The sequence below is a fragment of the Methylocystis iwaonis genome, from assembly GCF_027925385.1.
Taxonomy (GTDB): Bacteria; Pseudomonadota; Alphaproteobacteria; order Rhizobiales; family Beijerinckiaceae; genus Methylocystis; species Methylocystis iwaonis.
This window is the reverse complement of sequence record NZ_AP027142.1, coordinates 1,384,578-1,409,877: the sequence shown is the minus strand read 5'-3', so window position 1 is coordinate 1,409,877 and position 25,300 is coordinate 1,384,578. Positions and strand designations below refer to the sequence as shown.

General features: G+C 62.8%; 29 protein-coding genes and 1 tRNA gene. 15 read left to right on the top strand and 15 right to left on the bottom strand.

Going from position 1 to position 25,300, the window contains the following annotated elements; all coding sequences use genetic code 11:
* Positions 1-249 precede the first annotated feature (249 nt).
* The 6 genes from QMG84_RS06765 (at position 250) to QMG84_RS06740 (ending at position 3,169) form a co-directional block, all read left to right on the top strand.
* Positions 250-1,056, top strand: coding sequence for a thymidylate synthase (locus QMG84_RS06765; RefSeq protein ID WP_281931329.1), 807 nt, complete (start codon positions 250-252; stop codon positions 1,054-1,056).
* Positions 1,057-1,087: 31 nt separating this feature from the next.
* On the top strand, positions 1,088-1,501 hold the full coding sequence (locus QMG84_RS06760) for a HEPN domain-containing protein (RefSeq protein WP_202072500.1): 414 nt from the start codon (positions 1,088-1,090) through the stop codon (positions 1,499-1,501).
* Positions 1,480-1,878: a hypothetical protein gene (locus tag QMG84_RS06755; RefSeq protein ID WP_202072499.1), complete on the top strand. Its 399-nt coding sequence runs from the start codon at positions 1,480-1,482 to the stop codon at positions 1,876-1,878. Before QMG84_RS06760 ends, QMG84_RS06755 begins: the two co-directional genes overlap by 22 nt.
* Positions 1,875-2,393 (top strand): dihydrofolate reductase, encoded by a 519-nt coding sequence (locus QMG84_RS06750; protein ID WP_281931328.1) that lies wholly within the window; start codon positions 1,875-1,877, stop codon positions 2,391-2,393. The genes QMG84_RS06755 and QMG84_RS06750 overlap by 4 nt, the downstream gene beginning before the upstream one ends.
* Before the next feature lie 85 nt (positions 2,394-2,478).
* Positions 2,479-2,555, top strand: a tRNA-Pro gene (locus QMG84_RS06745).
* A 431-nt stretch (positions 2,556-2,986) separates the two neighbouring features.
* Positions 2,987-3,169, top strand: a complete 183-nt coding sequence (locus QMG84_RS06740; protein ID WP_281931327.1) for a hypothetical protein — start codon at positions 2,987-2,989, stop codon at positions 3,167-3,169.
* Between the two features lie 43 nt (positions 3,170-3,212).
* On the opposite strand, the gene QMG84_RS06735 is transcribed toward QMG84_RS06740, so the two are convergent.
* Entirely contained in the window at positions 3,213-3,401 is a 189-nt protein-coding gene (locus QMG84_RS06735) for a hypothetical protein (RefSeq protein ID WP_281931326.1), read from the bottom strand.
* Between the two features lie 129 nt (positions 3,402-3,530).
* Here QMG84_RS06735 and QMG84_RS06730 point away from each other — a divergent pair, with 129 nt between their 5' ends.
* The gene (locus QMG84_RS06730) at positions 3,531-3,944 is read left to right on the top strand and encodes a DUF4326 domain-containing protein (protein ID WP_281931325.1); all 414 of its coding nucleotides are present in this window, start codon (positions 3,531-3,533) and stop codon (positions 3,942-3,944) included.
* Between the two features lie 310 nt (positions 3,945-4,254).
* Here QMG84_RS06730 and QMG84_RS06725 read toward each other — a convergent pair whose 3' ends face one another.
* The 3 genes from QMG84_RS06725 to QMG84_RS06715 are packed head-to-tail and all read right to left on the bottom strand — an operon-like array spanning position 4,255 to position 6,591.
* Positions 4,255-4,983 (bottom strand): SDR family NAD(P)-dependent oxidoreductase, encoded by a 729-nt coding sequence (locus tag QMG84_RS06725; RefSeq protein WP_281931323.1) that lies wholly within the window; start codon positions 4,981-4,983, stop codon positions 4,255-4,257.
* Complete coding sequence (locus QMG84_RS06720; RefSeq protein WP_281931321.1) at positions 4,980-6,359, bottom strand: class I adenylate-forming enzyme family protein; 1,380 nt, start codon at positions 6,357-6,359, stop codon at positions 4,980-4,982. The genes QMG84_RS06725 and QMG84_RS06720 overlap by 4 nt, the downstream gene beginning before the upstream one ends.
* On the bottom strand, positions 6,343-6,591 hold the full coding sequence (locus QMG84_RS06715; RefSeq protein WP_202072492.1) for a phosphopantetheine-binding protein: 249 nt from the start codon (positions 6,589-6,591) through the stop codon (positions 6,343-6,345). The genes QMG84_RS06720 and QMG84_RS06715 overlap by 17 nt, the downstream gene beginning before the upstream one ends.
* 141 nt (positions 6,592-6,732) lie before the next feature.
* On the opposite strand from QMG84_RS06715, the gene QMG84_RS06710 reads away from it, so the two are divergent.
* Complete coding sequence (locus QMG84_RS06710) at positions 6,733-7,566, top strand: GNAT family N-acetyltransferase (protein WP_281931319.1); 834 nt, start codon at positions 6,733-6,735, stop codon at positions 7,564-7,566.
* A 7-nt stretch (positions 7,567-7,573) separates the two neighbouring features.
* Entirely contained in the window at positions 7,574-9,247 is a 1,674-nt protein-coding gene (locus QMG84_RS06705) for a thiamine pyrophosphate-binding protein (protein ID WP_281931318.1), read from the top strand.
* A 27-nt stretch (positions 9,248-9,274) separates the two neighbouring features.
* On the opposite strand, the gene QMG84_RS06700 is transcribed toward QMG84_RS06705, so the two are convergent.
* Genes QMG84_RS06700 through QMG84_RS06685 form a run of 4 tightly spaced genes read right to left on the bottom strand, consistent with a single transcriptional unit; the run spans position 9,275 to position 12,822 of the window.
* Positions 9,275-10,171: a branched-chain amino acid aminotransferase gene (locus QMG84_RS06700; RefSeq protein WP_281931316.1), complete on the bottom strand. Its 897-nt coding sequence runs from the start codon at positions 10,169-10,171 to the stop codon at positions 9,275-9,277.
* A 16-nt stretch (positions 10,172-10,187) separates the two neighbouring features.
* Positions 10,188-10,649: a cupin domain-containing protein gene (locus QMG84_RS06695; RefSeq protein WP_281931315.1), complete on the bottom strand. Its 462-nt coding sequence runs from the start codon at positions 10,647-10,649 to the stop codon at positions 10,188-10,190.
* A 20-nt stretch (positions 10,650-10,669) separates the two neighbouring features.
* On the bottom strand, positions 10,670-11,593 hold the full coding sequence (locus tag QMG84_RS06690) for an amino acid--[acyl-carrier-protein] ligase (protein WP_281931314.1): 924 nt from the start codon (positions 11,591-11,593) through the stop codon (positions 10,670-10,672).
* Between the two features lie 26 nt (positions 11,594-11,619).
* Positions 11,620-12,822, bottom strand: a complete 1,203-nt coding sequence (locus QMG84_RS06685; RefSeq protein WP_281931312.1) for an acyl-CoA dehydrogenase family protein — start codon at positions 12,820-12,822, stop codon at positions 11,620-11,622.
* A 198-nt stretch (positions 12,823-13,020) separates the two neighbouring features.
* On the opposite strand from QMG84_RS06685, the gene QMG84_RS06680 reads away from it, so the two are divergent.
* Positions 13,021-13,269 carry a phosphopantetheine-binding protein gene (locus QMG84_RS06680; RefSeq protein WP_202072486.1) on the top strand — a complete coding sequence of 83 codons (249 nt, stop codon included), beginning with the start codon at positions 13,021-13,023 and terminating at the stop codon, positions 13,267-13,269.
* A 38-nt stretch (positions 13,270-13,307) separates the two neighbouring features.
* Here QMG84_RS06680 and QMG84_RS06675 read toward each other — a convergent pair whose 3' ends face one another.
* Together QMG84_RS06675 and QMG84_RS06670 are read right to left on the bottom strand one after the other, a co-directional pair.
* Positions 13,308-14,255 (bottom strand): homoserine O-acetyltransferase/O-succinyltransferase family protein, encoded by a 948-nt coding sequence (locus QMG84_RS06675; RefSeq protein ID WP_281931310.1) that lies wholly within the window; start codon positions 14,253-14,255, stop codon positions 13,308-13,310.
* Positions 14,252-15,550 carry an O-acetylhomoserine aminocarboxypropyltransferase/cysteine synthase family protein gene (locus tag QMG84_RS06670; protein ID WP_281931309.1) on the bottom strand — a complete coding sequence of 433 codons (1,299 nt, stop codon included), beginning with the start codon at positions 15,548-15,550 and terminating at the stop codon, positions 14,252-14,254. Before QMG84_RS06670 ends, QMG84_RS06675 begins: the two co-directional genes overlap by 4 nt.
* 238 nt (positions 15,551-15,788) lie before the next feature.
* Between QMG84_RS06670 and QMG84_RS06665 the strand changes: the two genes are divergently transcribed.
* The gene (locus tag QMG84_RS06665) at positions 15,789-17,570 is read left to right on the top strand and encodes a long-chain-acyl-CoA synthetase (protein WP_281931306.1); all 1,782 of its coding nucleotides are present in this window, start codon (positions 15,789-15,791) and stop codon (positions 17,568-17,570) included.
* Between the two features lie 70 nt (positions 17,571-17,640).
* Positions 17,641-18,807 carry an amidase gene (locus QMG84_RS06660; RefSeq protein ID WP_281931304.1) on the top strand — a complete coding sequence of 389 codons (1,167 nt, stop codon included), beginning with the start codon at positions 17,641-17,643 and terminating at the stop codon, positions 18,805-18,807.
* A gap of 23 nt (positions 18,808-18,830) precedes the next feature.
* On the opposite strand, the gene QMG84_RS06655 is transcribed toward QMG84_RS06660, so the two are convergent.
* Complete coding sequence (locus tag QMG84_RS06655) at positions 18,831-19,208, bottom strand: winged helix-turn-helix transcriptional regulator (protein WP_281931303.1); 378 nt, start codon at positions 19,206-19,208, stop codon at positions 18,831-18,833.
* A 117-nt stretch (positions 19,209-19,325) separates the two neighbouring features.
* Between QMG84_RS06655 and QMG84_RS06650 the strand changes: the two genes are divergently transcribed.
* Positions 19,326-19,739: an MAPEG family protein gene (locus QMG84_RS06650; RefSeq protein WP_281931301.1), complete on the top strand. Its 414-nt coding sequence runs from the start codon at positions 19,326-19,328 to the stop codon at positions 19,737-19,739.
* Positions 19,740-19,935: 196 nt separating this feature from the next.
* On the opposite strand, the gene QMG84_RS06645 is transcribed toward QMG84_RS06650, so the two are convergent.
* From QMG84_RS06645 to QMG84_RS06630, 4 genes are all read right to left on the bottom strand, one after another.
* Entirely contained in the window at positions 19,936-20,373 is a 438-nt protein-coding gene (locus QMG84_RS06645; RefSeq protein ID WP_281931299.1) for an arsenate-mycothiol transferase ArsC, read from the bottom strand.
* A gap of 63 nt (positions 20,374-20,436) precedes the next feature.
* A complete protein-coding gene (locus QMG84_RS06640) occupies positions 20,437-20,916 on the bottom strand; it encodes a UPF0262 family protein (RefSeq protein WP_202073762.1) in 480 nt (159 codons plus the stop codon).
* A gap of 4 nt (positions 20,917-20,920) precedes the next feature.
* Positions 20,921-22,222, bottom strand: a complete 1,302-nt coding sequence (hisD, locus tag QMG84_RS06635) for a histidinol dehydrogenase (RefSeq protein ID WP_281931296.1) — start codon at positions 22,220-22,222, stop codon at positions 20,921-20,923.
* Positions 22,223-22,741: 519 nt separating this feature from the next.
* Positions 22,742-23,215, bottom strand: a complete 474-nt coding sequence (locus tag QMG84_RS06630) for a DUF2948 family protein (protein WP_202073764.1) — start codon at positions 23,213-23,215, stop codon at positions 22,742-22,744.
* Positions 23,216-23,575: 360 nt separating this feature from the next.
* On the opposite strand from QMG84_RS06630, the gene QMG84_RS06625 reads away from it, so the two are divergent.
* Positions 23,576-24,907: an undecaprenyl-phosphate glucose phosphotransferase gene (locus QMG84_RS06625; RefSeq protein ID WP_281931294.1), complete on the top strand. Its 1,332-nt coding sequence runs from the start codon at positions 23,576-23,578 to the stop codon at positions 24,905-24,907.
* Between the two features lie 99 nt (positions 24,908-25,006).
* Positions 25,007-25,261 carry a hypothetical protein gene (locus QMG84_RS06620; protein WP_165047983.1) on the top strand — a complete coding sequence of 85 codons (255 nt, stop codon included), beginning with the start codon at positions 25,007-25,009 and terminating at the stop codon, positions 25,259-25,261.
* The last annotated feature ends 39 nt before the right edge of the window (positions 25,262-25,300 follow it).

The following is a 25,300-nucleotide window of genomic DNA, read 5'->3' as shown; positions in this document are numbered from 1 at the left end:
CTGCAAAGGCAGGGGCGAGGGAATCGGGGGACCGCCCTCATCCGACCGCCTTCGACGGCCACCTTCTCCCGCAAGCGGGAGAAGGAGTCGCTGCGGCGAATTTCTGGATTAATCGGCAACCAAGGGGCTCTTTCCTTCTCCCGCGCGCGATCGCACTTGCGGGAGAAGGTGGCCCTCGCGTAAGCGAGGGTCGGATGAGGGCGCGGCGCAAATCGCCCGCAACTCCATGACTCCCGCCCCGAGAGCCCCATGCGCCAATATCTCGACCTTCTCGACAAAATCCTGCGCGAGGGCGTCCGCAAGGAGGACCGCACGGGGACGGGCACGCTCTCCATCTTCGGCCATCAGATGCGCTTCGATCTCTCGGAGGGCTTCCCGCTCGTCACCACCAAGCGGGTGCATCTGAAATCCGTGATCCACGAGCTGCTCTGGTTCCTCGCGGGCGAGACCAATATCCGCTATCTCAAGGAAAACGGCGTCACCATCTGGGACGAATGGGCCGATGAGAAGGGCGATCTCGGGCCCGTCTATGGCGCGCAGTGGCGCGCCTGGCCCGCGCCCGGCGGGGAAACGATCGACCAGATCGGCTGGCTGATCGAGGAAATAAAGCGAAACCCCTTCTCGCGCCGCCTCGTCGTCACGGCCTGGAACCCAGCCGAGATCGACAAAATGGCGCTCGCGCCCTGCCACTGCCTTTTCCAATTCCATGTGGCGGAGGTGGACGGACGAAAGCGCCTGTCCTGCCAGCTCTATCAGCGCTCGGGGGACGTGTTCCTCGGCGTGCCCTTCAATATTGCGAGCTATGCTCTGCTGACTCACATGGTGGCGCAGGCCACCGGCTGCGTCGCCGGCGATTTCATCCACAGTCTCGGCGACGCGCATCTCTATCTGAACCACATCGAGCAGGCCCGCCTCCAGCTCTCGCGCGCGCCCCGGCCCCTGCCTCGCCTCGCGCTGAACCCCGATGCAGCCTCGCTGCTCGATTTCCGCTATGAAGACATTGCGGTCGAAGGCTACGACCCCTGGCCGGCCATCGCCGCGCCCATTGCGGTTTGATTGTTTTTCACTCTGGCTATTTGAGGTGAACATGCGGCTCGAGGAGCTGGAAGCGCTCGCCGAGGAACGGTTGCGAGAAGCGCTGGCGCTATTGGGCGTTCAGAGGTGGTCCGGCGCTTTCTACCTTTCCGGATATGCAATCGAGCTCGCGCTTAAAGCCGTTATCGCCGGTCAGTTCAGGGCGAACGAAATCCCGGACAAGAACTTGGTAAAGAATATCTACACCCACGACCTCGAGGACCTTTTGAGCTTGGCGCAGCTCAAGCCAGCTTTGCAGGAGCGGTCCAGGCGTTCTTCTCAGTTCGTGGCCAACTGGAACACTGTAATGGGCTGGAATGAGTCGGCGCGTTATAGGAGAATTGAAGAGACAGAGGCTCGAGCGCTACTCGAGGCCATAAGCGACCCGACAGAAGGGATTTTCGCATGGATCCGGTCACAACCATAGGGGGCGCCGAGGGGCTCCGCAGGATCGCGGAAGCGCTTAGGGCGGAAGGCATCGGAGTTGAGGGCGTCTACCTGATCAAGGTCGTTTCCGATGAGGACGATGTCGATTGGGTCATTCGGATCGTGACAAGCCGAAAAAGCCGAGAAGTCGTGCTCAAGGTCTTCGATCTTCGCCGAGCTGGCAGGATTCCCGATTTCGGAGGCAAAGTGCGAGTTGACCCCGTTCCGGCGACGCATCCGGAGGCCTCGCGGATCATCGCCTATGCCCGGCGCTTTGCTGAGCTGCCTGTCGAGATCGAGACGGTGATCCTCGATCGGATGCTCATCGAATACGCCCTCGTCGCAGACATCGAGAGAGTAGGTGCCGCCGCAGCATGACCCCCAAACTCGTCGCCGTCGTCGCCCGGGCCCAGAACGGCGTCATCGGGGTCGGCAATGGCCTGCCCTGGCGTCTCTCCAGCGATCTCAAGCGCTATAAGGCGCGCACCTGGGGCCGGCCCATGATCATGGGCCGGCGCACCTGGGAATCGATCGGCCGCCCTTTGCCCGGCCGCGAGAGCGTCGTCGTCACGCGAAGCCCCGGCTATGCCGCGCCCGGCGCCCATGTCGCGACGAGCCTGACCGAATCGCTCGCCATCGCCCAGCGGCTCGCCGCCGAAATGGCGGCGCCAGAAATTATTGTCGCCGGCGGCGCCGAAATCTATCGGGCGCTGCTCGACGAGACGCAAATGATCGAGCTCACTGAAGTCGGGCTCGACATTCCGGGAGACGCCCATTTCCCCGAGCTTTCGCCGCTGGAATGGGAGGAAATCGCCCGCGAGACGCCGCCGCGCGGCGACAGGGACGAGGCAGATTTTTCCTTCGTGACGCTGCGCCGCCGCCACGGTGGATAAGCGACAAATAAACGGCGAAACCAGTTGCGGGCCCGGCCTACTATGGCTATAAGGCCCTCGAAAGCGGCCGACACGGCCGTTGGATCGGAGTGTAGCGCAGCCTGGTAGCGCACCTCGTTCGGGACGAGGGGGTCGGAGGTTCGAATCCTCTCACTCCGACCAGTTTAAATCCCGCAAAATAGAAGCATCAGAAATGGCCCCTTTGGGGCCTTTTTCGCGTTGGAAGATAATCCGGGGCGGTTCCCGACATGGCGCAGCCACACCGCCTGGCCGATCCTTCTCATGATACGAGAGGTTCGGCGCCATCCCCGACGCTCGCGCCGTTTGGACGCACAGGGACTCACCGCCGTCATTGCGAGGAGGCGGAGCCGACGAAGCAATCCAGGGCCGCATCGCCTGCCTGGATTGCGTCGCGTCGCTCGCAATGACGGGCGCTGAACCAGCGCTCTTGCGGATTCCCGGTCGAGCTTTCAGCCCGCCGGTCTACGCCGCGCGTCTGCTTTTCCGGCAGACGGAACAGAGTCCGCTCAAGTTCGTTGCAATAGGGCGTCGACGCGACTTTGGCGTCGATCCACCCAAGCGGAGCCGTCGAAATGGAAGAACTCGACATCCAGGACTATGCGCGACGGCTGTTCGATGCGCATGGCGACAAGGCCGTCGCCGAGGCGGCGCAAAAGGCTGCCTCGTTGGAGCAAAGCGGCGAGGCTGAGCAGGCGAAGAACTGGCGACGAATCGAAGCCGCCCTCTATCAAATGCTTGGGCCGCACCAAAGCTGAGCCGTTTTGGGCACGGCCGTTGGCCGAGCAATTTGCCGTCGTTTCAGAATGTGTCTTGGAACGGCGCAGCCTTCTTTTGTTGCCGCGAGCGCCGCTGCGGAGCGTGGATTTTCAGAGCGTCCCTATTGTCCAAGGGCACGAAACGCGCACGCGGCCTCGCGGCGCCAATGTCCTGTGCGCCGCGTATCTTGATGAGAAAGTCCAGCCTGGCGATATAGAGCAAGTCGATCATGGCGCGCTCTTCGGCGAGAGATAATTGATCAAGGTGACCTGCGCCCCCCGGCCTATCAAGTTGCGTAAAATACGTAGGCTCAAATTCGCGGGAGCCAATCAGCCTTTTGCGGCGCAGGAGAATGCATCTTTGGACGATCTCTTCAAATCCAACGCGCTTCCGACAGACTATGCGGCCCGTATCCGCATTGTCTCGAAACGCAAGGGCGGGCTCCAGGCGGCGCCGGACGAAGCAATCATCGACGTGGATCGCAGCAATCCGGTTCTCGGCAATCCGCACATTCTGCGCGACCATCGGGACATGCAGGAGCGGCTGCGCGTGATCGCGGCCTATGAGCGCGATCTCGATCGCGATCTCGCCGAGCGCGGCCCGAAGACGCGCGAAATCGAGAAGATCGCCGATCGGCTACGCAGAGGCGAAAAAATTGCTCTGCGCTGCTGGTGCGCTGAGCCGCCCACGCGACCGCAGCGGCCGTGCCACGGAGATCGGATCAGGCTCGAGGTTCTGCGTCTGTGCGCAGAGCCCTCGACGCCGACAGGATGATGAAAAGGAGCGGCCCGCGCCTTTACATCCGAGGTCGCGGGCCGCCACGAAGAAAGACAGCGTATCCGGAACTGCTCAAAGCAATCGAAGCGGCTGACTGAACCAGGTTGCAACGGGATGGTTAACAGATCGTTAACACTCCCATTAAACAGCTTGCATTAGAGCATGCCATTCTCGGCGTCTGACAGCGCGACCGGGAATCCAGAGCCTCCCGTCATTGCGAGCGAAGCGAAGCAATCCAGAGCCGCTATAGCTGCCCTGGATTGCTTCGTCGCACAGCTCCTCGCAATGACGGCAAGCACGCATTACGTCACGCCGTCGCCCCCGCATCCACTGTCATCACCGTCCCGGTAATATTGCGCGCCTTGTCGTCGAGGAGATAAGAAACCGCGTTCGCCACATCCTCCGGCGCCGCCAACCGCCGCAAAGCCGCGCGCGCAGCAATTTTGGCGCGCTCCTCCTCGCCGAGCGACGCCGTCATCTCCGTCTCGATAAAACCCGGCGCCACCGCGTTGACGGTGACGCCCATCCGGCCGACTTCGCGCGACAGAGACTTGGTGAAGCCGATGAGCGCCGCTTTCGTCGCGCCATAGACGGAAAGCGCATTATATCCGGTCGAGGCGATAATCGACGACATATTCACGATGCGGCCGCCCTGGCCCGCAGACATCATATTGCGCACCACATATTTTGTCAGAACGATCGGCGCGGTCACATTCACGCGCGTGAGCTGATCGATCTGCGAATTGTGCATGGTGGCGAGCAGCCCTTCCGTGCCGAGCCCGGCATTGTTGACGAGCCCGTAAGGCGCGCCGAACTCCTTTTTGAGCCGCAGCACGAAATCAGCGATCGCGTCGATCTGGGAAAGATCGAGCGCAGCGAAGGCAAGCGCGCCGGAGGCCCGGGCGATCTCCTCGTCGAGCGCGTCGCTCGGCTTGCGCGCGACAGCGATGACGCGAAAGCCGTCGGCGACGAGGCGTCGCGAGATCGCGAGGCCCAGACCGCGACTGCCGCCCGTGACGATGACATTGCGCCTCATGCTTTTCCCCGCAGCAGCTTGCCCCCGGCCGACATGGCGAGCGACGGCACGAAGTCGATCGAAACCGGAACCTTGTGCCTTTCGAGCCGCGCGCGGCATGCGGCAAGAATTTCATCCTTCACCGCGCGCTTTTGCTCCGCAGAGACGTCGTGTTCCCTGAGCACTACTTCCGCCACGATGAGATCGCCCATGATCGGATTGCGCCGCGCCTTCACCAGCGACATGCGCACGGCGTCATGCGGATTGATGATCTGCTCGACCTCCTCCGGGTGAACTTTCAACCCGCCGACATTAATGGTCCCGGCGCGCCTGCCCTTGAAGAAAAAGCGCTCTCCCACTCTTTCGACAAGATCATCCGTATCGACAAAGCCATCCGCATCCGCAAGCGCGAGATCATCGCGGCCGACATAGCGATCCGCCGTGCGGCGCGAGCGCAGACGCAACGACCCGTCGACGACGCGCATCTCGACGCCGCCAACGCCATCCAGATAAGCGGCGGGAAACCCTTCCCTCCCGTCCGTCACCTCGAAGCCTACTCCCGCTTCCGTGGAAGCATAGGCGTGAACTATCTTTGCGTTGGGGTAGAAGGCGGCCAAATTGGCGAGAACGGCGCGGTCTGCGATCTCGCCGGAAAGGCGCACATATTTGGGCGCGATCCGCGTAGCTTCGGGACTCATCAGCAGACGGCGCCAATGCGACGGCGTGCCGGAGAGATGCGTGACGCCGGCCGCCGCCATGCGCGTTACATGATCGGCGAGCGGCTCGCTCGCCTCGGTCAGCAACAGCGTCGCGCCGCTCGTCGCCGCGCGCAGGAAGATCTGCATCCCGCCATAGCGACGAATATCGTAGAAGGTCGCCCAAACGGGCGCCGCCTCGCCTGCGGCGCGCGGGCGAACCGCACCAAGCAGCCCCGCGAGACGATGCGCGACGAGCTTAGGCGCCCCGGTCGTGCCGGAGGTGGGAAGAACCCATTCCGTTTCGGTCGCAGCGGGGCGCGGCTCCGTCTCGGGCGCGAGCGCCGAAACACGAACGCGCGTGACGTCGACGCCGAAATCCTTAACGTCGTCGTCGCAAATGATCGCCTCGACTTGCGCCTGCGCGATCGCCGAGGCGAGACGCTCGCTCGTGAAGTCTGGCGGCGTAATCACCATGCGCGCCACAACCCCATCGAGCTCCAGCATGGCGAGCGCCGCGTCGAACTGCGACGATACGCCGATTAAGACCGATTTTCCGGCAAGCGAAGCGCGACGACCGCCCAAGATCGTCCCTTGAACCGCGTCGCGCCAAAGCGCCTGCCTCTTCGGCGCATGCAGGCCGGCGGCGCCGCCCGAAACAGCGTCGCCCGCGAGCCCGCGCAGATCAAGCGGCGGCGGCATTTTCATAGAGCGCGACGAAATCGCCGAAGGTTACGGGAAAATAGACCTCTTCCGAAGCCGTGAAGGGATCGACCCCGAGCGTGTCTTCGAGACGCGCGACGATGATCGCGAAGCACAGAGAATCCAAACCGGAGTTGGCGAGGACCGTATCATTCGCGAGCGGCGTGAGTGTTTTTTCCTGCTCCGCAGCCACATTTTCCACGACGGAAAGCACTGTTAACCTTATGCTCATCGAAACGCGCCCTTTTCATCTCCGGCTAAGAAGAACTTCCTATCGTGCTTCCCTAAGCAATTCCCTGCACACGTGGCCAAGATCCATGACGAAGGTTAAGCGCAGATGACCGAGCCGGCGACGCCGCGCATTCGATGCAGAATGATCGCAGAGGCCGACGCGCCAGCGCTCGTTCGATTGCTGGCCAAGGGATTTCCCGAGCGCACCGCCGACTATTGGAGTCACGCGCTCGAAACGCTCGCGCACCGCGATGCGCCCGAAGGCTATCCCCGTATGGGTTATCTGCTGGAGCACGACGGCGCGCCGGTCGGCGTGATCCTGATGATCTTCACGCGTGTGGGCGCAGACAAGATTCGTTGCAACATCTCGAGCTGGTATGTCGAAGACGCCTATCGTGGCTACGCCTCGCTGCTCATCGCCGCGGCGGTGCGGCTCAAGGACGTCACCTATATCAACACTTCGCCGGCGCCGCATACGTGGCGCGTGATCGAAGCGCAGGGATTTCGCCGTTATTGCAACGGCCAAATGCTCGCCATCCCCGCCCTCGCCCCTTGGACCGCCAACGCCCGCGTGAAAATCTTCGACGCGGATCGCGACTATGGCGGCTCTCTCTCATCGCAGGAATGCGCGCTCCTCGTGGCCCACGCGGAGCGCGGCTGCCTGTCGCTGATTGTGCATGAAAAGCGCGAGGCCCATCCCTTCGTGTTTCTGCCGCGCCGCGTGCTGAAGGGGCTCGTGCCCACGCAGCAGATGATCTATTGTCGCAGCCTTGCCGATTTCCAACGCTTTGCGGGCCCTTTGGGCCGCGAGCTGCTGCGCCGCGGCCATCCCACTTTGCTTCTCGACGCCACAGAGAAAATCCCGGGGCTCTTCGGGATCTATCTCCACGATCGCGGACCCAAATATTTCAAGGGCCCCGAGCGTCCGCGACTGGGCGACCTCGCCTTCAGCGAAAGCGTCTTGTTCGGACCATGAGCCTCGCATGACAACACTTGCCGACATCACCGCAGCGCAAGCATTGGTCGATCAGCTTATCATCAATGGCGTCGACCATATTTTCTGCGTGCCGGGCGAAAGCTATCTCGCCGTGCTCGACGCCTGCTACGAGCGCAACGTCAAACTCACCGTCTGCCGCAACGAGGCCGGCGCGGCGATGATGGCGGACGCCTATGGCAAGGCCACCGGGCGCCCCGGCATTTGCTTCGTGACACGCGGCCCGGGCGCAGCAAACGCCTTTGCCGGCGTTCATATCGCGCAGCACGACTCGACGCCCATGATCTTGTTCATCGGCCAGATCGAGCGATCGCATCGTGACCGCGGCGCGTTTCAGGAAGTCGATTACCGCGCGATGTTCGGCGGACAGACAAAATGGACGGCCGAAATCGACGATGGCGCCCGCATGGCGGAATATGTCTCGCGGGCATTTCATGTCGCGCTTGGCGGGCGGCCGGGCCCCGTCGCCCTCGCTTTGCCGAAAGACATGCTCGACGAGCGCGTCCTGCCGCGCCCCTGCCCCGCCGCCGCCGTCGTGGAGACATCGCCGGGGCCAGACGACATGGACGCCCTCGCCGCAATGATCGCGCAAGCGAAGCGCCCGTTGTTCGTCCTGGGCGGCACGCGTTGGGACGAGACGGCGTCCCGTCGCATGATGGATTGGGCGCGCGCTTTCGACATGCCTGTCGCAACGAGCTACCGACGGTTGCCGCTCTTCGATCCGCTGCATGACTGCTATGCCGGCGACCTCGGCCTTGCCGCCAATCCGAAGCTCGTCGCGCGCGCGAAGGCCAGCGATCTCTTCGTCCTCATCGGCGGGCGGCTGGGGGAAATCCCCTCTCAGGGCTATAAGCTCTTCGACATACCGCAGCCGCAGACGCACTTCGTGCATGTTTATCCGCAGGCCGAGGAATTCGGCCGCGTCTATGCGCCAACGCTCGCCATTCACGCGTCGCCCATGCCTTTCGTCGAGATGCTGGCAAAACAAAATCCGCCGGCGCACCGCCCCTGGCATGACGATACGCGCGTGGCGCATCAGGATTATCTCGACTTTTCGCGCAGCTTTACGCCCTCCGCCGACGTCGATCTGGCTCAAATGATGATCTGGCTTTCGGACCATCTTCCCGACGACGCCGTCATCTGCAATGGCGCAGGAAATTACGCGTCGTGGATTCACCGTTATTTCCGCTTCCGCCGCTATGGCTCACACTTTGCGCCGACATCGGCAACGATGGGCTATGGCGTGCCAGCCGCCGTCGCCATCAAACGGCTCTATCCCGAGCGGCTCGTCGTCTCTATCAATGGGGACGGCGATTTTCTGATGAATGGCCAGGAATTCGCGACAGCCGTGCAGTATGAGCTGCCGATCATCGTCGTCGTTTGCGACAACGCCTCCTATGGCACGATCCGCATGCATCAGGAGCGCAGCTATCCCGCACGAGTCATCGGCACGGATCTACGCAATCCGGACTTCGCCGCCTATGCCCGCGCCTTCGGCGGTTACGGCGCGCGCGTCGAGCGGACAAAGGACTTCCCCGAAGCTTTCGACGCGGCACGCGCGTCACGCCTTCCCTCTATCATCCATGTGATGATGGACCCGGATCGCGTTACGCCGAGCGTAAATCTCTCTGTGATACGCTCCGAAGCGCTGGCGGGCGCGTGAAAAGGCGCCGAAACCGGCGCCTTCCGTTCACGAAGCCACTCGAAGCTGCGGCTTAGAATGCGCGAAGTCCCAATAAAGCGCACGCGCGCGCTTATACATTGGGCCCGCCTCCAATGGACGATCGTCGATGTGCGACATCGGCGCGACTTTCTGGAAGTTGCCTGTCGAGAAAATCTCGTCAGCGCAAAGAAAGTCGTCATAGCTAAGCGTAGTCTCGATCACCTCGACGCCATCTGCGCGCAGCAGGCCGATGACGCGTTGGCGCGTGATGCCGTTCAAAAACGTCCCATTCGCCGCCGGCGTAAAAACCGAGCCATCCTTGGCGAGAAAGGCGTTGGAATTGGCGAACTCCGCGATATTGCCGAGCATGTCGCGCATGAGGCAATTGTCGAAGCCGCGCTTTGCTGCCTCGATCAACGCGCGCGCGCCATTGGCGTAATGGCAACTGGCCTTCGCGCCAACCGGCGCAGTTTCCGCCGAGGGCCGGCGGAAAGGCGAAAGCGTCACGGCGCCGCCCTTGGGAGCCGGCATGGGCGCCTCATAGATCGTCAGGCACCAATTGGTGGAAGAAGGCTCAAAGCGAACGCCGCCGCCCAAGCCATCCTCGGCCCAATACATCGGCCGAATATAGAGCTGCGCATCAGGCGCAAATCTTTTCAAGCCTTCGCCAACAAGCGTGCGCCATTCCTCGACGCTCAGCAAAGGCTCCAGCAGCATCTCACGCGCGGAATTATTGACGCGCGCAAGATGCAGATCGAGATCGGGCGTCACGCCTTCGAAGGCGCGCGCCCCGTCGAACACCATCGAGCCAAGCCAGGCCCCATGCGTTCTCGGGCCCAAAATCAGCGCGTTGCCGTCGCGCCATTCGCCCTGAAAGAACGTCCAAGTCTGCGAGACAGGACGCAGTGGAACTGGAGAAGCCATGGCCGAACCTCGCTCCTTATGCGCCACTGAACATCGCCGGGGCGTCCGATGCAGGCGCGAGCTTCAGCATGCGCGCCAGCTTGCGCATCACTCGCACCAGGAACATCACGGACGCAGGCAGGGGCGTGCGACAGAAGGCCACTTTGCGAACGTATTTCTCGACGGTCCAAACCGCATGGGAGCCAGCGCGGAACAGGATGTGGTCGCCCGGCCCGAGATGATGTTCCACGCCATTATCCTCGCGCACGACGACCGATCCCTCCAGCACATAAACGGTCTCGTCGATGTCATAATGCCAATTGAACACGCCCTTCGTGCAATCCCACAGAAGCGTCGTGGCCGAATTGTCGAGGCTGCGTGACAAGATGAAATTCCGCGCAACCGGAGCGCCGTCGATCACCCAAGCCGGATTGATTGGGCACGGCTGCATCTCGACATTCTTGCCCTCGTAGAAAACTATTTTTTCATCGCCGCTCATTGCGATTTCCTCCCCGTCAATCAATCCAAACGCAAAACGTCGCGGACGTCGCGCGGCCAATCCTCGACGTAAAGGCCGTGCGTCGCAAAAAGCGCGAGCGCCAGCCGGTCGATGCCGAAGGCCACGCAACCCGAATGCGCCATTTCACCCTTCTGATCCACAAGCCCCCATGTCTTGCCGAAATGCTCGCGATGATAGTTGAAGCTCATGCAAGCGGTCGGCGCGCCCTGCGCGCGCACGGGAATCAGAAGCTCGAACTTCAACGCATGCTCGATCTGATTGGCGGCCATCAACACGCCGACGCGGCCAAAGAACGGATCGCTGGCGCGATCGAAGGCAAAGGGCAGTTGCAACGACTCGGCGATCGCCTGCGCGGTTTTCATCCACCGCTCACGGAAGACGGCAATCTGCGCCGGCGCGCCAATGCGCACGAACTCGCGCATCCGGAAAGACTGCAATCTGTCCAAATCTTTCGAGGGCTCGTGCCGGAAGCAGTCCGCCGCAACGTCGAAGGTCAAACCCTCTTCGGGAACCGGGCCATTTTCCGCGGCAATCGGATAGATCGGGTAACAGGCCGCCGGGCTCAACACGAGACCGGCCGATGTCGCGCCGCGTGTCCAATCTTCCCCTTGCTTGGCTCTGTCCACCGCGGCGGCGACATCCGCCTCCGACCCGTGCAGGGCGCAGACACAGCCGAGCAGTTGAGGAAAACTGTTGAGGTATCCCTGTTTCTCGAGCTGTCTCAGACTCATCACCGGCGGAAAACGGAACACGGACGCTTCTTGCGGACGATGTCTTGTAATCAGCCATTGAAGCGCATCGACGACGTCCTCATAACGCCGCGTGCGCGCGTAAACGCCGTCGACGCCCATGGGGCGAAAGAGATGATCGAGGATCGTCTCATCGCTGCGAGCCTCCGTCTCTGTGCACGCCATCTCGCTCATTGCGCGTTCATCCCCATGCTGCTCCATTATCGTGGCTTCACGATCGATTCCGGCACGCCGCCAATGAGGCAGGACGTCGCCACATTCGAAAGAATGCGGTTGTTGTTGATCATGACGGAGGAAGAGAGAATATCCCTCAGCGGGCGCGAGACGCTGAATTCGCTGTCGTTGCGATAGCCGGCGATCCCGCAGGCGTTGAACGCATGCATCACCGTCGTGATCGCCATTTCCGAGGCGCTGACCTTCAGCAGGTTGAGCGATGTCTGGAAGGACATCTCGTCGAGCGACTCAGGATTTCCCACCCTGCCAAGATAATCCGCGGTGGCCGAGTCGACGAGGTTGACGAGCTGCATCAGCGACAGTGACGCCTGCGTCGCAAATGGCGCGCCTGGCGGAAGAGCGCCCTTCTGTGCGCGGGAGATTTTACGCGTGAAATTCTGCGCGCGCTCGACCGCGCCAGCCGCGACGCCCGCCCAGCAGGAAGCCCAAAGCAGATGGGTCACCGGCACCATCGAGCGGCGATGAATTTTGTCGTAGGGCTCCGCGAGAACCTGTTCGGCTTCGCCCTTCGCAATGAGATGAAAGCCTTCGCTGCACGTGCCGCGCATGCCCATGACGTCCCATTTGGACGTGCGCTCGAGCGTGTAGTCTTCCTTGAAAAAGAGCGCGAGCACCTGATCGCTGGGAAGTGACTCCGGCGACCGACGCGCGGTGGTCACGATAGCGTCGGCCGCGGCCCCATAGGAGACAACCGAGGCGTCTCGATCGAGCGAAATCCCGCCATCCAAAGCGACGATCGCCGAGGCGCTGGAGCGCACATTGGCGCCGTTTGTTCCTTCGGTCGTCGACGACGCAAGCAGCATCTGCTCTTCGCCGATGCGACGCAGATAGGACTGGAACCTTTCGCTGCGCCCGGCATGGTTCATGACGCATGCGACATTGGCCGCGTGCATTGCGTAAATCATGGCCGTCGAGGAACAGACGCGGCCAAGCGCATAACAAAGCTGCGCGGCGTCCGCCACATTGCGGTCCTCTCCGCCACACCCTTCCGGCAGCAATATCCCGAGCAGACGCTGCGCTTTCAGCTCGTCGAACGCCTCTTTCGGGAAGCGGGCCGTTTCATCGACCGCCTCGGCGAATTTCGCAGCAACGGCGACGGCCGAATCGATCCGCGCAGAAAAATCCTCTTGCGCTCTCACTTGCGGCTTTGAAATTTCAGCAGCCAACATCTTCGCCTCGTCAACCTATCCTCGCCTGATCGAGCCGAGGCTAGGTTCCAGTTCTGAATATTCAGTTTTGTCGCGCAAATTGTCGACGTCAGCCTTAATGAATTGGATTTTAGCAATCCGCCGCAGCTTCTTTTTATAGATCGCGGCTAGAACACTGATTGTCAGTTCGATAAAGCTCTGTGCTCTGGAGGTTGCAGCGTGGACGTCTCAACGATTCAATCCATCGATCGCATCAACGCCGTCGTCGCCCAATTCATAAAGAACGCCCACCAAATTCCCCCCCAACAGGATTTGGAGGAGCTCGGCATGACCTCAATGGAGATGGTGAACTTGATGCTGTCGATCGAGGCGGAGTTCGACTTGACGATTCCGAGCTCGAAACTCGTTCCAGCAAATTTCCGGACAATACAGAATATCGACGCCTTGGTGCGCGATCTCGCGCATTGAAACCGAGGGCGGCGCTCTTCCAAGGCGCCGCCTCGCCGTCAGGCGCTGTGGCGCAAGGCTTCGATCCTGTCCGATACATTCCTGATCCAGGCGCGATAAAGTCGCGCCGCATCATCGGCCCAGGGCCGAGCGCATTTCTCGGGGGAAAGAGTTTCCGCCAGAGCCTGTTCAGCATGGCGCTCCGTCCTTTCGAGCACGCGGCTACGTAACTGCCTCAGCCTCTGCGACGTCTCGGCGCTGAAATAATTCTCGGGCTGATCCGGATAGTCGACGCGTTCGCCTGAAAGATAGCGCAGCGCGTCGCGGCGATACTCCTTGAGCAGCGTCTCCGCCTCATATTCCGGATGCCCCTGAAGGAAGACGAAAAGGCTCGGCTCTTCACGCCAGAACATATCGACGCCGACGTCCGGCGACCATGCGGCGATCTTGAACCCATGGCGCGCAAGCGCTTCGGCGTCGAGCGCGTTGTAGCGTGAATGCGGCGTCAACATCGCGCCGCCGGTTCTTTCCCCGGTCCAATCCTCGCCGAGACGCCGAAAGGAATAAACGCCGCTGACCTTTTTGGCCATGCGTCGGCGCTCGATCCCGGCAAGATGAAGCGTCGCGGCATGGGCCGCGAGGCAGGACCAGAGAGTCGAAAAAGTGTGCGTGCGCGCCCAATCGGCGAGCGTCTGGAGCTGCGGCCAATAAGGCTCGTGATCGAGACGGGCGGCGCGGGGCTCGCTGCCCGAGACGATCAGCGCATCGGCGCCGCGCCGATACAACGCCTCAATGCCTTCGTGATCGCGCGCCAAATAGCGGCGCGCCGTTTCGCTGCGCTCCAGGCCCGGCAGCGTATAGCAGCGCCAGCGAATCTCGCGTCCCTCGGCGCCCGCGCGCACGAGGCGCTCGAATTGCGCCCGCGTCGCCGCGAGCGCCTGGTCGGGCATGTTGTTCACGAACGCGATTTCCAACGCATCGCGCGCGCGTAAAGGATGCAGCGTCATTCCGCCGCCTCGGCGAAGGCGCCATTCGCTGCGGCAAGCGCGCTGCCGAGATCCGCGATGATGTCGTCAACATGCTCGATGCCGACGCTGATGCGCAGCATCTCCGGCAAGACACCCGCCTTTTCCTGCTCGGCCGGCGTCATCTGGCGGTGCGTCGTCGACGCGGGATGGCAGGCGAGCGACTTGGCGTCGCCAATATTCACGAGGCGCTTGATGATGCGCAGCGAGTCATAGACGCGCTTGCCGGCCTCGAGCCCGCCCTTCACGCCGAAAGTGAGGAGCGATGGGGCGCGGCCGCCCAAATATTTCTGCGCGAGCGGATAATAGGGACTCTCCGGGAGCCCCGCGTAATTCACCCAGGCGACGCGCGGATCGTCACGCAAAAACGCCGCGACCTTTTGTGCGTTCTCGACATGGCGCTCGACGCGCAACGCCACCGTTTCCAATCCCTGCAACAGTAGGAAAGCGTTCAGCGGCGCCAACACCGCCCCGGTCGTGCGCTGATACACGCTGCGCGCGCGGGCGATAAAGGCGCTGTCGCCGAAGCGGTCGACATAGACGAGGCCATGATAGGAAACGTCCGGCTCGTTGAAGGTCGGGAACCGCTCGGGGTATTTGCGCCAGGGAAAACGCCCGCTGTCGACGATGATCCCGCCGAGCGTCGCGCCGTGGCCGCCCATGAATTTCGTCATGGAGTGAACGACGATGTCGGCGCCATGTTCGATGGGCCGCCACAGGATCGGCGTCGCCACCGTATTATCGACGATGAGCGGAACGCCATGGGCGTGCGCGGCCTCTGCAATCGCCGCGATGTCGCAAATATTGCCGGCGGGGTTGCCGACGGTCTCGCAGAAGACCGCTTTTGTGTCGGCGTCGATCGCCGCCGCCATGTCGCTCGCAGAGTCGCTCGCGGCAAAGCGGACCTTCACGCCCTGGCGCGCCATCACATGCTGAAGCAGCGTATGCGTCGTGCCGTAAAGTGTGGGCGCGGCGACGATATTGCCGCCGCTATCGGCGACATTGGCGAAGGCGTAATAGAGCGCCGCCTGCCCCGTCGACACCGCCAAGGCGCCAATCCCGCCCTCGAGCTGCGCAACGCGCTTCTCGAGCACGGCGACGGTCGGATTGGCGATGCGGCTGTAGCGGAAGCCTTCCTCTTCGAGGTCGAAGAGCGCCGCCGCGTGATCGGCGCTGTCGAACTCATAGGCGACGGTCTGATAGATCGGCACGGCGACGGCGCGCGTCGTCGGATCGCCGTCATAGCCGCCATGCACCGCTATCGTTTCGTTCCGCATTGGATCTGCCTCCTGCAGCGCGCCCGCCCGCATCGTTGAAAGGGCGAAGCTGAGCCGTCTTTGCAGGGAAAACGCCTAAAGATTTATGCGGTTTTTGCGGGCGCAGCGACGAAAAGCGGCTGGTAGGCTTAACAAGGTTCATCCGCATTTGTAGAGATTTGGCAGGGAATTTCCGATAGGTTCACAAAGGACGGCGCGACGACCGCGCATTAACCATTCTTCCAGGCGACGACGAGAGATGACGGCGCATAGTGTGGAGCGAGGGCCTTCCAGAAGCGAGCACACCGAAGGCGCGGGACGCTCGGTGAGCAAGGATTGGCTGCGGGCGCTGAAACTATCCGCATCAATCGAGCGCGATCCCGGCCGCACGCTTGCGGTCGCCTTCGATGAAATTGCGCAGATGCGCGGCGACGCGCCGGCGATCCTTTTCGGCGGCGGCTGGTTCAGCTTTCGCGAATTATCCGAGCGTTCGGGCCGCTACGCCCGCTGGGCGCAGGCGCGTGGGCTGCGCAAGGGCGACGCCGTCGCGCTCGTCATGGAGAGCCGGCCCGATTACGTCGCCATCTGGCTCGGGCTCACGCGCATCGGCGTCGTGGTCGCGCTCATCAATCATCATCTTGCCGGGACCGCATTGGCGCATTGCATCCGGATCGCTTCGCCGCGCCTGATCCTGGCTTCGGTCGCCAATTACCCCAAATGCGCAGAAGCGGTAGGCGACGAAGGCGAGCTCGTCCGTTGCGACGACTCGCTCGAAAGCGCGCTCGCCGCGCAATCGCGCGCGGCCCTTGATCTCGACGCGGCCGCGCTGCCCACGCTTTCTGACCCTGCGCTCTACATCTACACCTCCGGCACCACCGGCCTGCCGAAGGCGGCGATCGTCTCGCATCGTCGCATCATGAATTGGGCGTTATGGTTTTGCGGTCTGCTCGACGTGACGCCTGACGACAGAATGTATGTTTGCCTGCCGCTCTATCACTCGGTCGGCGGCGTCGTCGCCATCTGGGCCACGCTGCTGGGCGGCGGCTCCGTCGTGCTGCGCGAGCGTTTCTCGGCCAGCGCCTTTTGGACCGACGTCGTCGAACATGGCTGCACGCTCTTCCAATATATTGGCGAGCTTTGCCGCTACCTCGCCCATGCGGCGCCCTGCGAAGCGGAGACGAAACATCGGCTGCGCCTCGTCGTCGGCAATGGCCTGCGACCGGAAGTCTGGCCGGTGTTCCAGAAGCGCTTCGCCATTCCGCGCATTCTCGAATTCTATGCGGCGACGGAAAGCAATTTCTCGCTCTACAATGTCGAAGGCGAACCGGGCGCCATCGGCCGCATCCCCTCCTTCCTCGCCGCGAGCCGGACGATCCAGCTCGTGCGATACGACGCCGAGACGGACGCGCCGCTGCGCAATGCGGAAGGCTTCTGCATCGCCTGCGGCCCGGATGAACCCGGCGAAGCCATTGCGCGCATCGTCAATGATTTCGAGGGCTATCTCGACCGCGCCGCTTCGGAAAAGAAAATCCTGCGTGACGTCTTCGCGCCCGGAGACGCGTGGATGCGCAGCGGCGATCTCATGCGCCGCGACGCGCGTGGCTTCTTCTATTTCGTCGACCGCGTCGGCGACACTTTCCGCTGGAAAGGCGAGAATGTTGCGACCGCCGAGGTCGCGCAGGCGATCGCCGCCTACCCCGGAGTCATCGACGTCACCGTTTATGGGGTGGAAGTCCCCCGCCGCGATGGCCGCGCCGGCATGGCGGCGATCGTGGCGAACGAGAGCTTCGATATAGCGGGCCTCTATGCGCATCTGTCGGCGCAACTGCCCGCCTATGCGCGTCCGCTCTTCCTGCGCCTGTCGCATGGATTGCAGGTCACGGAGACATTCAAGCACCGCAAAGGCGCGCTTGCCGCCGAGGGGTTCGATCCGCGCAAGATCGGCGCGCCTGTCTTTTTCGCGTCTTCCGAGCGATCTATATATGCCGCCTTGGATTTGGCGCTTTACGAGAAGATTCTCGCCGGCGCCGTTCCTCTCTAGGCGTCACGTCCAAAGACCCGCTTTCGACCGGAATGACGCGAAACCAAGGTTCAGCGGGAAAGGGCGCCGGATGAAAGTCGATGTCGGGGCGTTGTCGGTCGTCCTCAACGAAGGCGCAGGGGGGGCTGGTCCCCTATCGGGCGCGACCTTCGTCGTCAAGGAGAACATCGACGTCAAAGGCCAGGTGTCGACCAATGGCCATCCGCAATGGGCGACCACTCATGCGCCGGCGCCGGCCAACGCCGCGGTGGTGGACAGGCTGCTCGCCGCCGGCGCATGTCTCGTGGGCAAGACCCATATGGACGAGATGGCCTATAGCCTGCTCGGCGCCAATCCGCATTTCGGCGCCCCGATAAACCCCGCGGCGCCGGACAGGCATCCGGGCGGCTCCTCCTCGGGCTCCGCCGTCGCGGTGGCGGCCGCTCTCGTCAATTTCGCCATCGGCACGGATACGGCCGGCTCCTGCCGCGCGCCCGCGGCCTTCTGCGGCGTCTTCGGTTTTCGCCCCTCGCATGGCGCGATTCCCATGGCGGGCGTCGTGCCGCTGGCGCCCTCGCTCGACGTTATCGGCTGGTTCGCGCGCGACCTCGCTCGAATGGCGGAGGTCGGCAAAGTGCTGCTGCCCGAAGATACGGATCAGGGCGTGTTGGAAGAGGCGGTGTTTCTCGGCGACGCTTTTCATGGCGTCGAAACCGAACTGGCCGCCGCCGCGGCGGCCGCCGTCGATATGTTGAAAAGCGGGCCGTGGCGCGAAGGTCGGCTGGACGAGGATTTCTTCAAGACGGCTCTTGCGCATTTCCGCAATCTGCAGGCGCATGAGGCCTGGGCCTCGCATGGGGCGTGGATCGCGGCGCATCATCCGACATTCAGCAAAGGCGTCGAGGAGCGCTTCGCCATCGCGTCCAAAGTCACGCTCGAACAGAAAAATGCGGCGCTGGCCTTTCGCGAGGAGGCGAAGAAGCGCATCGAGGCGCTATTCGGCGACAAAGGCTTTCTCGTCATGCCGACAACGCCCTTCCGTTCGCCGCTGCTCACCGAAAGCGAGGAGCAGCTCGACGCCAAGCGCTACCAGATGATGCGGCTCTTCCTCATCGCGAGCTATTTCGGCCTGCCACAGATCAGCCTGCCATTGCCCACCACTGACGCGCCAGTGGCGCTTTCCTTTGTCGGGCGGCGCGGAACCGACCGCAAGCTGCTGGCGCTGGCGCAGCGCTTCTGCTCGAAGATGAAGAAGTAAGGCGCGCGCCGAACCAGCGTTGGTTACGGCAAACAACGCGTTGACGCGTAACCCTCCTGGACTTCCTCGCCTTCTGCAGGAAGCGCATTCGCTTCGCCCCACTTCTTCAGCTCGATCAGCAGCGGCGCGAGCGTGCGGCCTTTTTCCGTGAGGCTGTATTCCACACGCGGCGGCACTTGCGGGAAAATCTCGCGCGACACCATGCCGTCGCGTTCGAGATCGCGTAGTTGCTGGGTGAGCGTGCGCTGGGTGATCTTGGTCAGGCGCTTTTGGAAATCGCTGAAGCGCTTCTTGTCGTCGAGCAGGAGGAAGAGGATCGAGCCCTTCCATTTGCCGCCGATGATGTCCATCGCCGCCTCGATGGGGCATTGGTCGTATTGCGGGTGACGTTGCTTGCGCATGGTATCCTATTTTGCCCTATGGGCGGCATTCCTGCCTATTGGCGATATTACTGCGTTCTTCACAGCGATCTATACTGTCGTTAGCGTCGCGGCCCTGACGTCTCGAAGGAGAAGACCATGACCGACGCGATGACTCCCGAATTTCACTATGCCATTCTAACGGCGGCTTTCACTTCCCTGCTCTGGGCGCCGCATGTGGCGCAGCGCCTGCTCGAAATGGGCCTCGTCGGCGGCTTCCGCGATCCGCTGCACGATGCGCCGACACAGGCGCCCTGGGCGCAGCGCTCGATCCGCGCCCACGCCAACGCCATCGAGAATCTCGCCGTCTTCGGCCTGCTCGCGACCGCCATTCAAATAACCGGCCATACGACATCCGCCTCGGCGCTAGCTGCGGCGGTCTATTTCGCCGTCCGCATCGCCCATTATTTGATCTACGTTGTCGGCCTGCCGTGGGCGCGCGCGCCGATGTTTCTGATCGGCTGGGCCTGCCAATGGGTTCTCATCGCCGCCCTCTTCGGCTGGGTCAAATGAATGCAGCCGAGCTATCTCGGCTCTGGATTCCCGGTCGCGCTTCGCGCGCCGGGAATGACAGACGCCCCCTTAGCGCCCTCTTCGACCATTCAAGTAGAGCGACGCTGACGCAGCCTGTCATCCCCGACAGGCCGAAGGCCTGATCGGGGATCCAGAGCAACGCCGACAATGGTTGCGCCGGGAACACAACCAACCCTTAAGCCCCCGTCGGCCCCCGCCCGAGCAGCGTCTTGATCCGCGCCGTCAGCCGGTCGCGCACGTCGCGATAGGCCGACAGGATCGCCTCCCGCGACCCCTGCGCCGCCGTGGCGTCCGGCGTCGGCCAATAGACGACGTCGACCGCCATGGCGCGGGTGAACTCCAACGCTCTGTGATGCGCTTCCGGAGACAGCGTGACGATGAGGTCGAAGTTCGAGTCTTCCAGATCCTCGAAAGTATGCGGCTTGTGACGGCTCATGTCGACGCCGATCTCCTCCATTGCCGCCACGGCGAAGGGATCGGCCTCGCCGCGCTTGATCCCGGCGGAGGCGAAATAGATCTCGCGGCCGAAATAATGCCGCGCGATCGCTTCCGCCATGGGCGAGCGAACCGTATTCAACGTGCAGGCGAAAAGGACGGATTGCGGGCGCGCCATGTCGCTACCCGATTTTCATCGCCGAACCGGCCTGTGCTTCGGCGGAAAATGCTGCCATCCGCCTCAGCCCTTCCAGTGCAGGGCCGTGATCAGCGTGAAGAGGCGGCGCGACGTGTCCGCGTCGGTTTCGATTTTTCCCTTCAAACGCTCGGCAAGCAGTTGCGCGCCTTCGTTGTGCAGGCCGCGCCGGCCCATGTCGATCGCTTCGATCCGGCTCGGCGTCGCCGTGCGGATGGCGGCGTAATAGCTTTCGCAAATGAAGAAATAATCTTTGAGGATGCGCCGGAAGGGCGTCAGCGACAGAATATGCGTGACCACGACGTTTCCGTTTTGGTCTCGAATATCGAAGACGAGCTTGGCGTCCATCAAAGAGATATTGAGCGCATAGGGCCCGCCGGCATAGCCGACGAGCGCGAAGCTGTTGTCCTCGATCAGATCGTAAACCGCGATGGCGCGCTCATGCTCCTGATCGGCGGAGCCGCGCCCGATCGAATTCTCATCGAGCGTGACTGAGATCAGCCGGTTCTGCGCGCTCGCGTCCACCCGTTTAAGCCCCTAGAGAATTCAAACGGATCGAGACCGAACGGGCATGGGCCGTGAGCCCTTCGGCGTCACCCAGCGTCACCGCCGCGCCGCCGATGGCGCGCAGCGACTCGGCGTCGCATTTCAGGATCGAGGTGCGCTTCACGAAATCGAGCACGCTGAGGCCCGACGAGAATCGCGCCGAGCGCGCCGTCGGCAGGACGTGATTGCTGCCGCCGACATAATCGCCCACCGCCTCCGGCGTATAGGCGCCGATGAAAATGGCGCCGGCGTTGGAGACGCGCGCGGCCAGCGCCTCGGCGTCCTCGGAGATGATCTCCAGATGTTCCGCGGCGATGCGGTCGGCGAGCGGCAGCGAATCGGAGAGCTTCTTCACCAGGATCACCGCGCCATAGTCGCGCCAGGACTTAGCTGCGATCTCGACGCGCGAAAGCGTCGAAAGATGCCGCTCGACCGCCGCGACGGTCGCGTCGGCGATCTCGACGCTGTCGGTTATGAGGATGGATTGGGCGGATTCGTCATGCTCGGCCTGCGCCAGCAGATCGGCGGCGATCCAATCGGGATTGGCTGTCTTGTCGGCGAGCACCAGCACTTCCGAGGGGCCGGCAATCATGTCGATGCCGACCTGGCCGAAGACGCGGCGCTTGGCGGCGGCCACCCAGGCGTTGCCGGGGCCGACGATCTTGGCGACCGGCGCAATGGTCTTGGTGCCATAGGCGAGCGCCGCGACCGCCTGCGCGCCGCCGACGCGGTAGATTTCATTGATCCCCGAGCGCTTGGCGGCGGCGAGCACCAGCGGCTCGACATGGCCGCCCGGCGTCGGCACGACCATCACGATGCGCTTCACGCCGGCGACCTTGGCGGGCACGACATTCATCAGCACGGATGACGGATAGGCCGCCGTGCCGCCCGGCACATAGAGCCCGACCGAATCGAGCGGCGACCAGCGCCAGCCGAGTTCGACGCCCGCCGGGTCGCGATAGCGCGTGTCCTCGGGCTTCTGCTTTTCGTGATAGGCGGTGATGCGCTCGAGAGCGAGATCAAGCGCGGCGAGCTGCTCTTTCGAGCATTTCCCTTCCGCCGCGGCGACCTCGGCGGCCGAGACGGCGATGCCCGTCTCCGCAAGATCAATGCGGTCGAAACGCTTGGAATAGTCGATCAACGCCTCGTCGCCGCGGGCGACGACATCCTCGATGATGGCGCGGACGGTGGCGTCGACGTCCTGGGAGGACTCCCGCTTCATGGCGAGCAGCGAGACGAAACGCTGTTCGAAATCGGGGGCGGCGGCGTCCAGGCGCAGGGTCATTTCCATCTCCAACCGGGGTTTCCGGCTGTCATGACCTTGTGGGGGCGCTTTCGTCAAGTTTGATGCGTGTCGGGAGGCGGCGCCAATGGGGAAGCGGCCAGGCTTCAAGCTCTTGAAAACGCCCATTTCCGCTTGCGCGACGCGTCGAGCGAGAAGATGTGATTGCTGATTGATTTTCCTGCGCGCCGGGGGCATATTCCCCTTCGGGAAGGATGGCGGGGCCTCCCCCGCCATCCCCCCTCCGGGTTAGCAGGAGATGGAAAGGGTCAGTTTCCATCTCCGCCACCGGAGTTCGATTTTGAGCGTTATGCTCATCTTCGGACTCCAGTCGTCGCGCGGAATTGCACGACCCGATGTTTATACTTCAAAAGGTCGAGCACGAGCCAGTACATTGCAGCTCGATATGGTTGAGCGCGTCTTGGCTGCCCTGAGAGCGCCTGCGCGCCGCCACAGCAGTTGGCGTGAGCGCACGACAACGCCTGAATATCTCAACGGAAACGCCTGAAGAGCGCCGCGCCCTCAGCGGGACGAGGCCGCCGCCGCCTCTTGATGCATCGGCCGCGCCGCCGTTTTCCACCGCGGTCCAATGTCGCAAAGCTGCGCCTCGACGCACTCCACGTCGAGGCAAATCACTGCGCCTCCGGCGAAAGTCAGGCGGATGGTTCCTCCCGGCGGCTCGGGTCCGGGCTCGAAAGTGACGGCCAGGAGATCGAGGATCGCATCCGGCTGGTCGCGCGAAACATGCTGGCAGCGCACCCGCTCGACGCCCTCGAAATGCAAGCCCGAGCGACAGCGCTCGAGCCGCCCCTCCATCTCCGCCGACCAATCGAAGCGCGAGCCGACGAGCGCGAAGCGGCGCTTGGCGGGGAGGTAGACAATGTCGCCGACGCGCACCAGCGCATCCTGCAGATGCGCCGAAAGAAGCGCCAGATCTTCGCTGTCCAACGCATGCAGCCGCAGCGCGGGCGCATTCTCGAGCAGATTCACGGCCATGCAATTCCTCCCTCGCCGGGATATGGCGAGACAGGCGAAGACGCGCAAGCCCAAGCGAACGTCGTAAAAGTCCTTATCGAGCTGGCGCAAACCGGACGGAACGCCACGGCCGCCGCAGCCCGGCCCCAGTGGCGGGTTGTTTACGACTTTGCGCCATGATCGACGCCAAGAGATTTGGCTTGAAGGAACAAGACGATGGGCGAGGCAACGGCGCATTCCTTGGCCGGATTGGCAAACGGGCGGCGCGAACTCTCCTGCGGACGGGCTCCGGTCGTCCCTCCCGATCAGCTTATCAGGCAACCCGCTGTAATCGCAGGCGTTCTACTCTTTGATCTGTTCAGCGTCGCCGCAATTGGCGCTATGACCCATTTCGCTGTCTTCGACGGCGATCCCTATGGCTCCAGCGCGCTTCTTCTGGCGCTGGCCGGGGTGGCAGTTGGCGCCGCGGCCATTTTGAAGATGCGGTGGGCCTATACGGTCGCATCCCTTTCCCATGGACTGGCGCAAGTCGCGAATGTCGGATTGGCGCTCTCACTCGCGCTCGGCGGACTGATCGTCGCCGAGGCGCTGTTCGGAACACATCTCGAGCAAATGCGTCGCTGGGTTCCCTATTGGCTCGCCTTTGGTTGGGCCGCCGGTTCTGCGGCGCGTCTTTTCACGGCGCGCGCCCTCGGGCGCTGGTCGCGAGAGGGGCGTCTGGCGCGCCGCGCCGTGATCGTCGGCGGCGGAGACGCCGCCGCGGAGCTCATCGACCGGCTCGACCGCTCCGGGGGAACAGCCATTCAGATTCTCGGCCTTTTCGACGATCGCGATAAAATGCGCTCGCCCGAAACCGTGGGCCGCTATCGCAAGCTCGGCCGCTTCGACGACCTCGAGGCCTTCTGCCGCGAGCAGCGCGTCGATCTTCTCATCATCGCTTTGCCCCCGACCGCCGAGGAGCGCATCCTTTACATCCTCAAGAAACTGTGGGTTCTGCCGATCGACGTGCGCATCGCAGCGTTCAACAGCAAGCTGAAATTGCGCTCGCGCGCCTATAATTACATCGGCGACACGCCTTTCCTCCCCGTCTTCGACAAGCCGATGTCGGATTCGAGCGTCGCTCTCAAGGCGATCGAGGACCGCGTGCTCGCGGCGATCGGCATTTTCCTGCTCGCGCCGCTGCTCGCGCTCATCGCCCTCGCCGTGAAGCTCGATTCGCGCGGGCCGGTGTTTTTCAAGCAGACGCGCCACGGCTTCAACAATGAGCCGATCGGCGTGCTCAAGTTCAGATCGATGTATGTCGATAAATGCGACGTCTCGGGCCAGAAGCAGGTCACGCGCGGCGATCCGCGCGTCACCCGCGTGGGCGCGATCCTGCGCCGCACCTCGCTCGACGAGCTGCCGCAGCTTTTCAACGTGCTGAGGGGCGAGCTTTCGCTCGTCGGCCCGCGGCCGCACGTCATGCAGGCGAAGGTTGGCGAGCACATCTACGACGAAGTCGTCGACGGTTATTTCGCCCGCCACAAGGTGAAGCCCGGCATCACAGGCTGGGCGCAGGTCAATGGCTGGCGGGGCGAAACCGACACGGTCGAAAAGATCGAGCAGCGCGTTGCGCATGATCTCTATTACATCGAAAACTGGTCCATGCTGCTCGATCTGCGCATCCTCGCGTCGACGCCTTGGGCCCTGATCACGACCAAGAACGCCTATTGATCGCTCGGGGGCCCGAGCGCCTCCGCAGCGCGCTTTCCTGGCCCGTATCGTGCTTCCCGCGCCCCTGATCGGCAAATCATGTCGGGAAAGGAACGCAGCATGTCCGAAGCGGCCGATGCGCCCAAAGGCTATTTCATTGATTGGGATGGGAAAATGCGGCCGGTCAGCGAGCCGGGAAAAGGGCTGCGCTGCGAAGTGGACCTGAAAGCCAAATATGTGATGGTCTTCAACAAATATGGCGGGCTCGACCATGAGTCGACCTGGTATCCCGACGAAGCGGCTGTCACGAAGGCGGGCATCAAAGTGGCTTATGCGGACGTAACGGCGCCGATCCGGATTTCCTCGATCGATTGATAATATTCCGCGTGAGGAACTCGCGTTTGGATTTGTAGC

Bases quoted from the DNA above. Each gene is read 5' to 3' on its own strand.
- QMG84_RS06765 (WP_281931329.1), top strand. From the start codon at position 250: ATGCGCCAATATCTCGACCTTCTCGACAAAATCCTGCGCGAGGGCGTC.
- QMG84_RS06760 (WP_202072500.1), top strand. From the start codon at position 1,088: ATGCGGCTCGAGGAGCTGGAAGCGCTCGCCGAGGAACGGTTGCGAGAA.
- QMG84_RS06755 (WP_202072499.1), top strand. From the start codon at position 1,480: ATGGATCCGGTCACAACCATAGGGGGCGCCGAGGGGCTCCGCAGGATC.
- QMG84_RS06750 (WP_281931328.1), top strand. From the start codon at position 1,875: ATGACCCCCAAACTCGTCGCCGTCGTCGCCCGGGCCCAGAACGGCGTC.
- QMG84_RS06740 (WP_281931327.1), top strand. From the start codon at position 2,987: ATGGAAGAACTCGACATCCAGGACTATGCGCGACGGCTGTTCGATGCG.
- QMG84_RS06735 (WP_281931326.1), bottom strand. From the start codon at position 3,401: ATGATCGACTTGCTCTATATCGCCAGGCTGGACTTTCTCATCAAGATA.
- QMG84_RS06725 (WP_281931323.1), bottom strand. From the start codon at position 4,983: ATGAGGCGCAATGTCATCGTCACGGGCGGCAGTCGCGGTCTGGGCCTC.
- QMG84_RS06720 (WP_281931321.1), bottom strand. From the start codon at position 6,359: ATGCCGCCGCCGCTTGATCTGCGCGGGCTCGCGGGCGACGCTGTTTCG.
- QMG84_RS06715 (WP_202072492.1), bottom strand. From the start codon at position 6,591: ATGAGCATAAGGTTAACAGTGCTTTCCGTCGTGGAAAATGTGGCTGCG.
- QMG84_RS06710 (WP_281931319.1), top strand. From the start codon at position 6,733: ATGATCGCAGAGGCCGACGCGCCAGCGCTCGTTCGATTGCTGGCCAAG.
- QMG84_RS06705 (WP_281931318.1), top strand. From the start codon at position 7,574: ATGACAACACTTGCCGACATCACCGCAGCGCAAGCATTGGTCGATCAG.
- QMG84_RS06700 (WP_281931316.1), bottom strand. From the start codon at position 10,171: ATGGCTTCTCCAGTTCCACTGCGTCCTGTCTCGCAGACTTGGACGTTC.
- QMG84_RS06695 (WP_281931315.1), bottom strand. From the start codon at position 10,649: ATGAGCGGCGATGAAAAAATAGTTTTCTACGAGGGCAAGAATGTCGAG.
- QMG84_RS06690 (WP_281931314.1), bottom strand. From the start codon at position 11,593: ATGAGCGAGATGGCGTGCACAGAGACGGAGGCTCGCAGCGATGAGACG.
- QMG84_RS06685 (WP_281931312.1), bottom strand. From the start codon at position 12,822: ATGTTGGCTGCTGAAATTTCAAAGCCGCAAGTGAGAGCGCAAGAGGAT.
- QMG84_RS06675 (WP_281931310.1), bottom strand. From the start codon at position 14,255: ATGACGCTGCATCCTTTACGCGCGCGCGATGCGTTGGAAATCGCGTTC.
- QMG84_RS06670 (WP_281931309.1), bottom strand. From the start codon at position 15,550: ATGCGGAACGAAACGATAGCGGTGCATGGCGGCTATGACGGCGATCCG.
- QMG84_RS06665 (WP_281931306.1), top strand. From the start codon at position 15,789: ATGACGGCGCATAGTGTGGAGCGAGGGCCTTCCAGAAGCGAGCACACC.
- QMG84_RS06660 (WP_281931304.1), top strand. From the start codon at position 17,641: ATGAAAGTCGATGTCGGGGCGTTGTCGGTCGTCCTCAACGAAGGCGCA.
- QMG84_RS06655 (WP_281931303.1), bottom strand. From the start codon at position 19,208: ATGCGCAAGCAACGTCACCCGCAATACGACCAATGCCCCATCGAGGCG.
- QMG84_RS06650 (WP_281931301.1), top strand. From the start codon at position 19,326: ATGACCGACGCGATGACTCCCGAATTTCACTATGCCATTCTAACGGCG.
- QMG84_RS06645 (WP_281931299.1), bottom strand. From the start codon at position 20,373: ATGGCGCGCCCGCAATCCGTCCTTTTCGCCTGCACGTTGAATACGGTT.
- hisD (WP_281931296.1), bottom strand. From the start codon at position 22,222: ATGACCCTGCGCCTGGACGCCGCCGCCCCCGATTTCGAACAGCGTTTC.
- QMG84_RS06630 (WP_202073764.1), bottom strand. From the start codon at position 23,215: ATGGCCGTGAATCTGCTCGAGAATGCGCCCGCGCTGCGGCTGCATGCG.
- QMG84_RS06625 (WP_281931294.1), top strand. From the start codon at position 23,576: ATGACCCATTTCGCTGTCTTCGACGGCGATCCCTATGGCTCCAGCGCG.
- QMG84_RS06620 (WP_165047983.1), top strand. From the start codon at position 25,007: ATGTCCGAAGCGGCCGATGCGCCCAAAGGCTATTTCATTGATTGGGAT.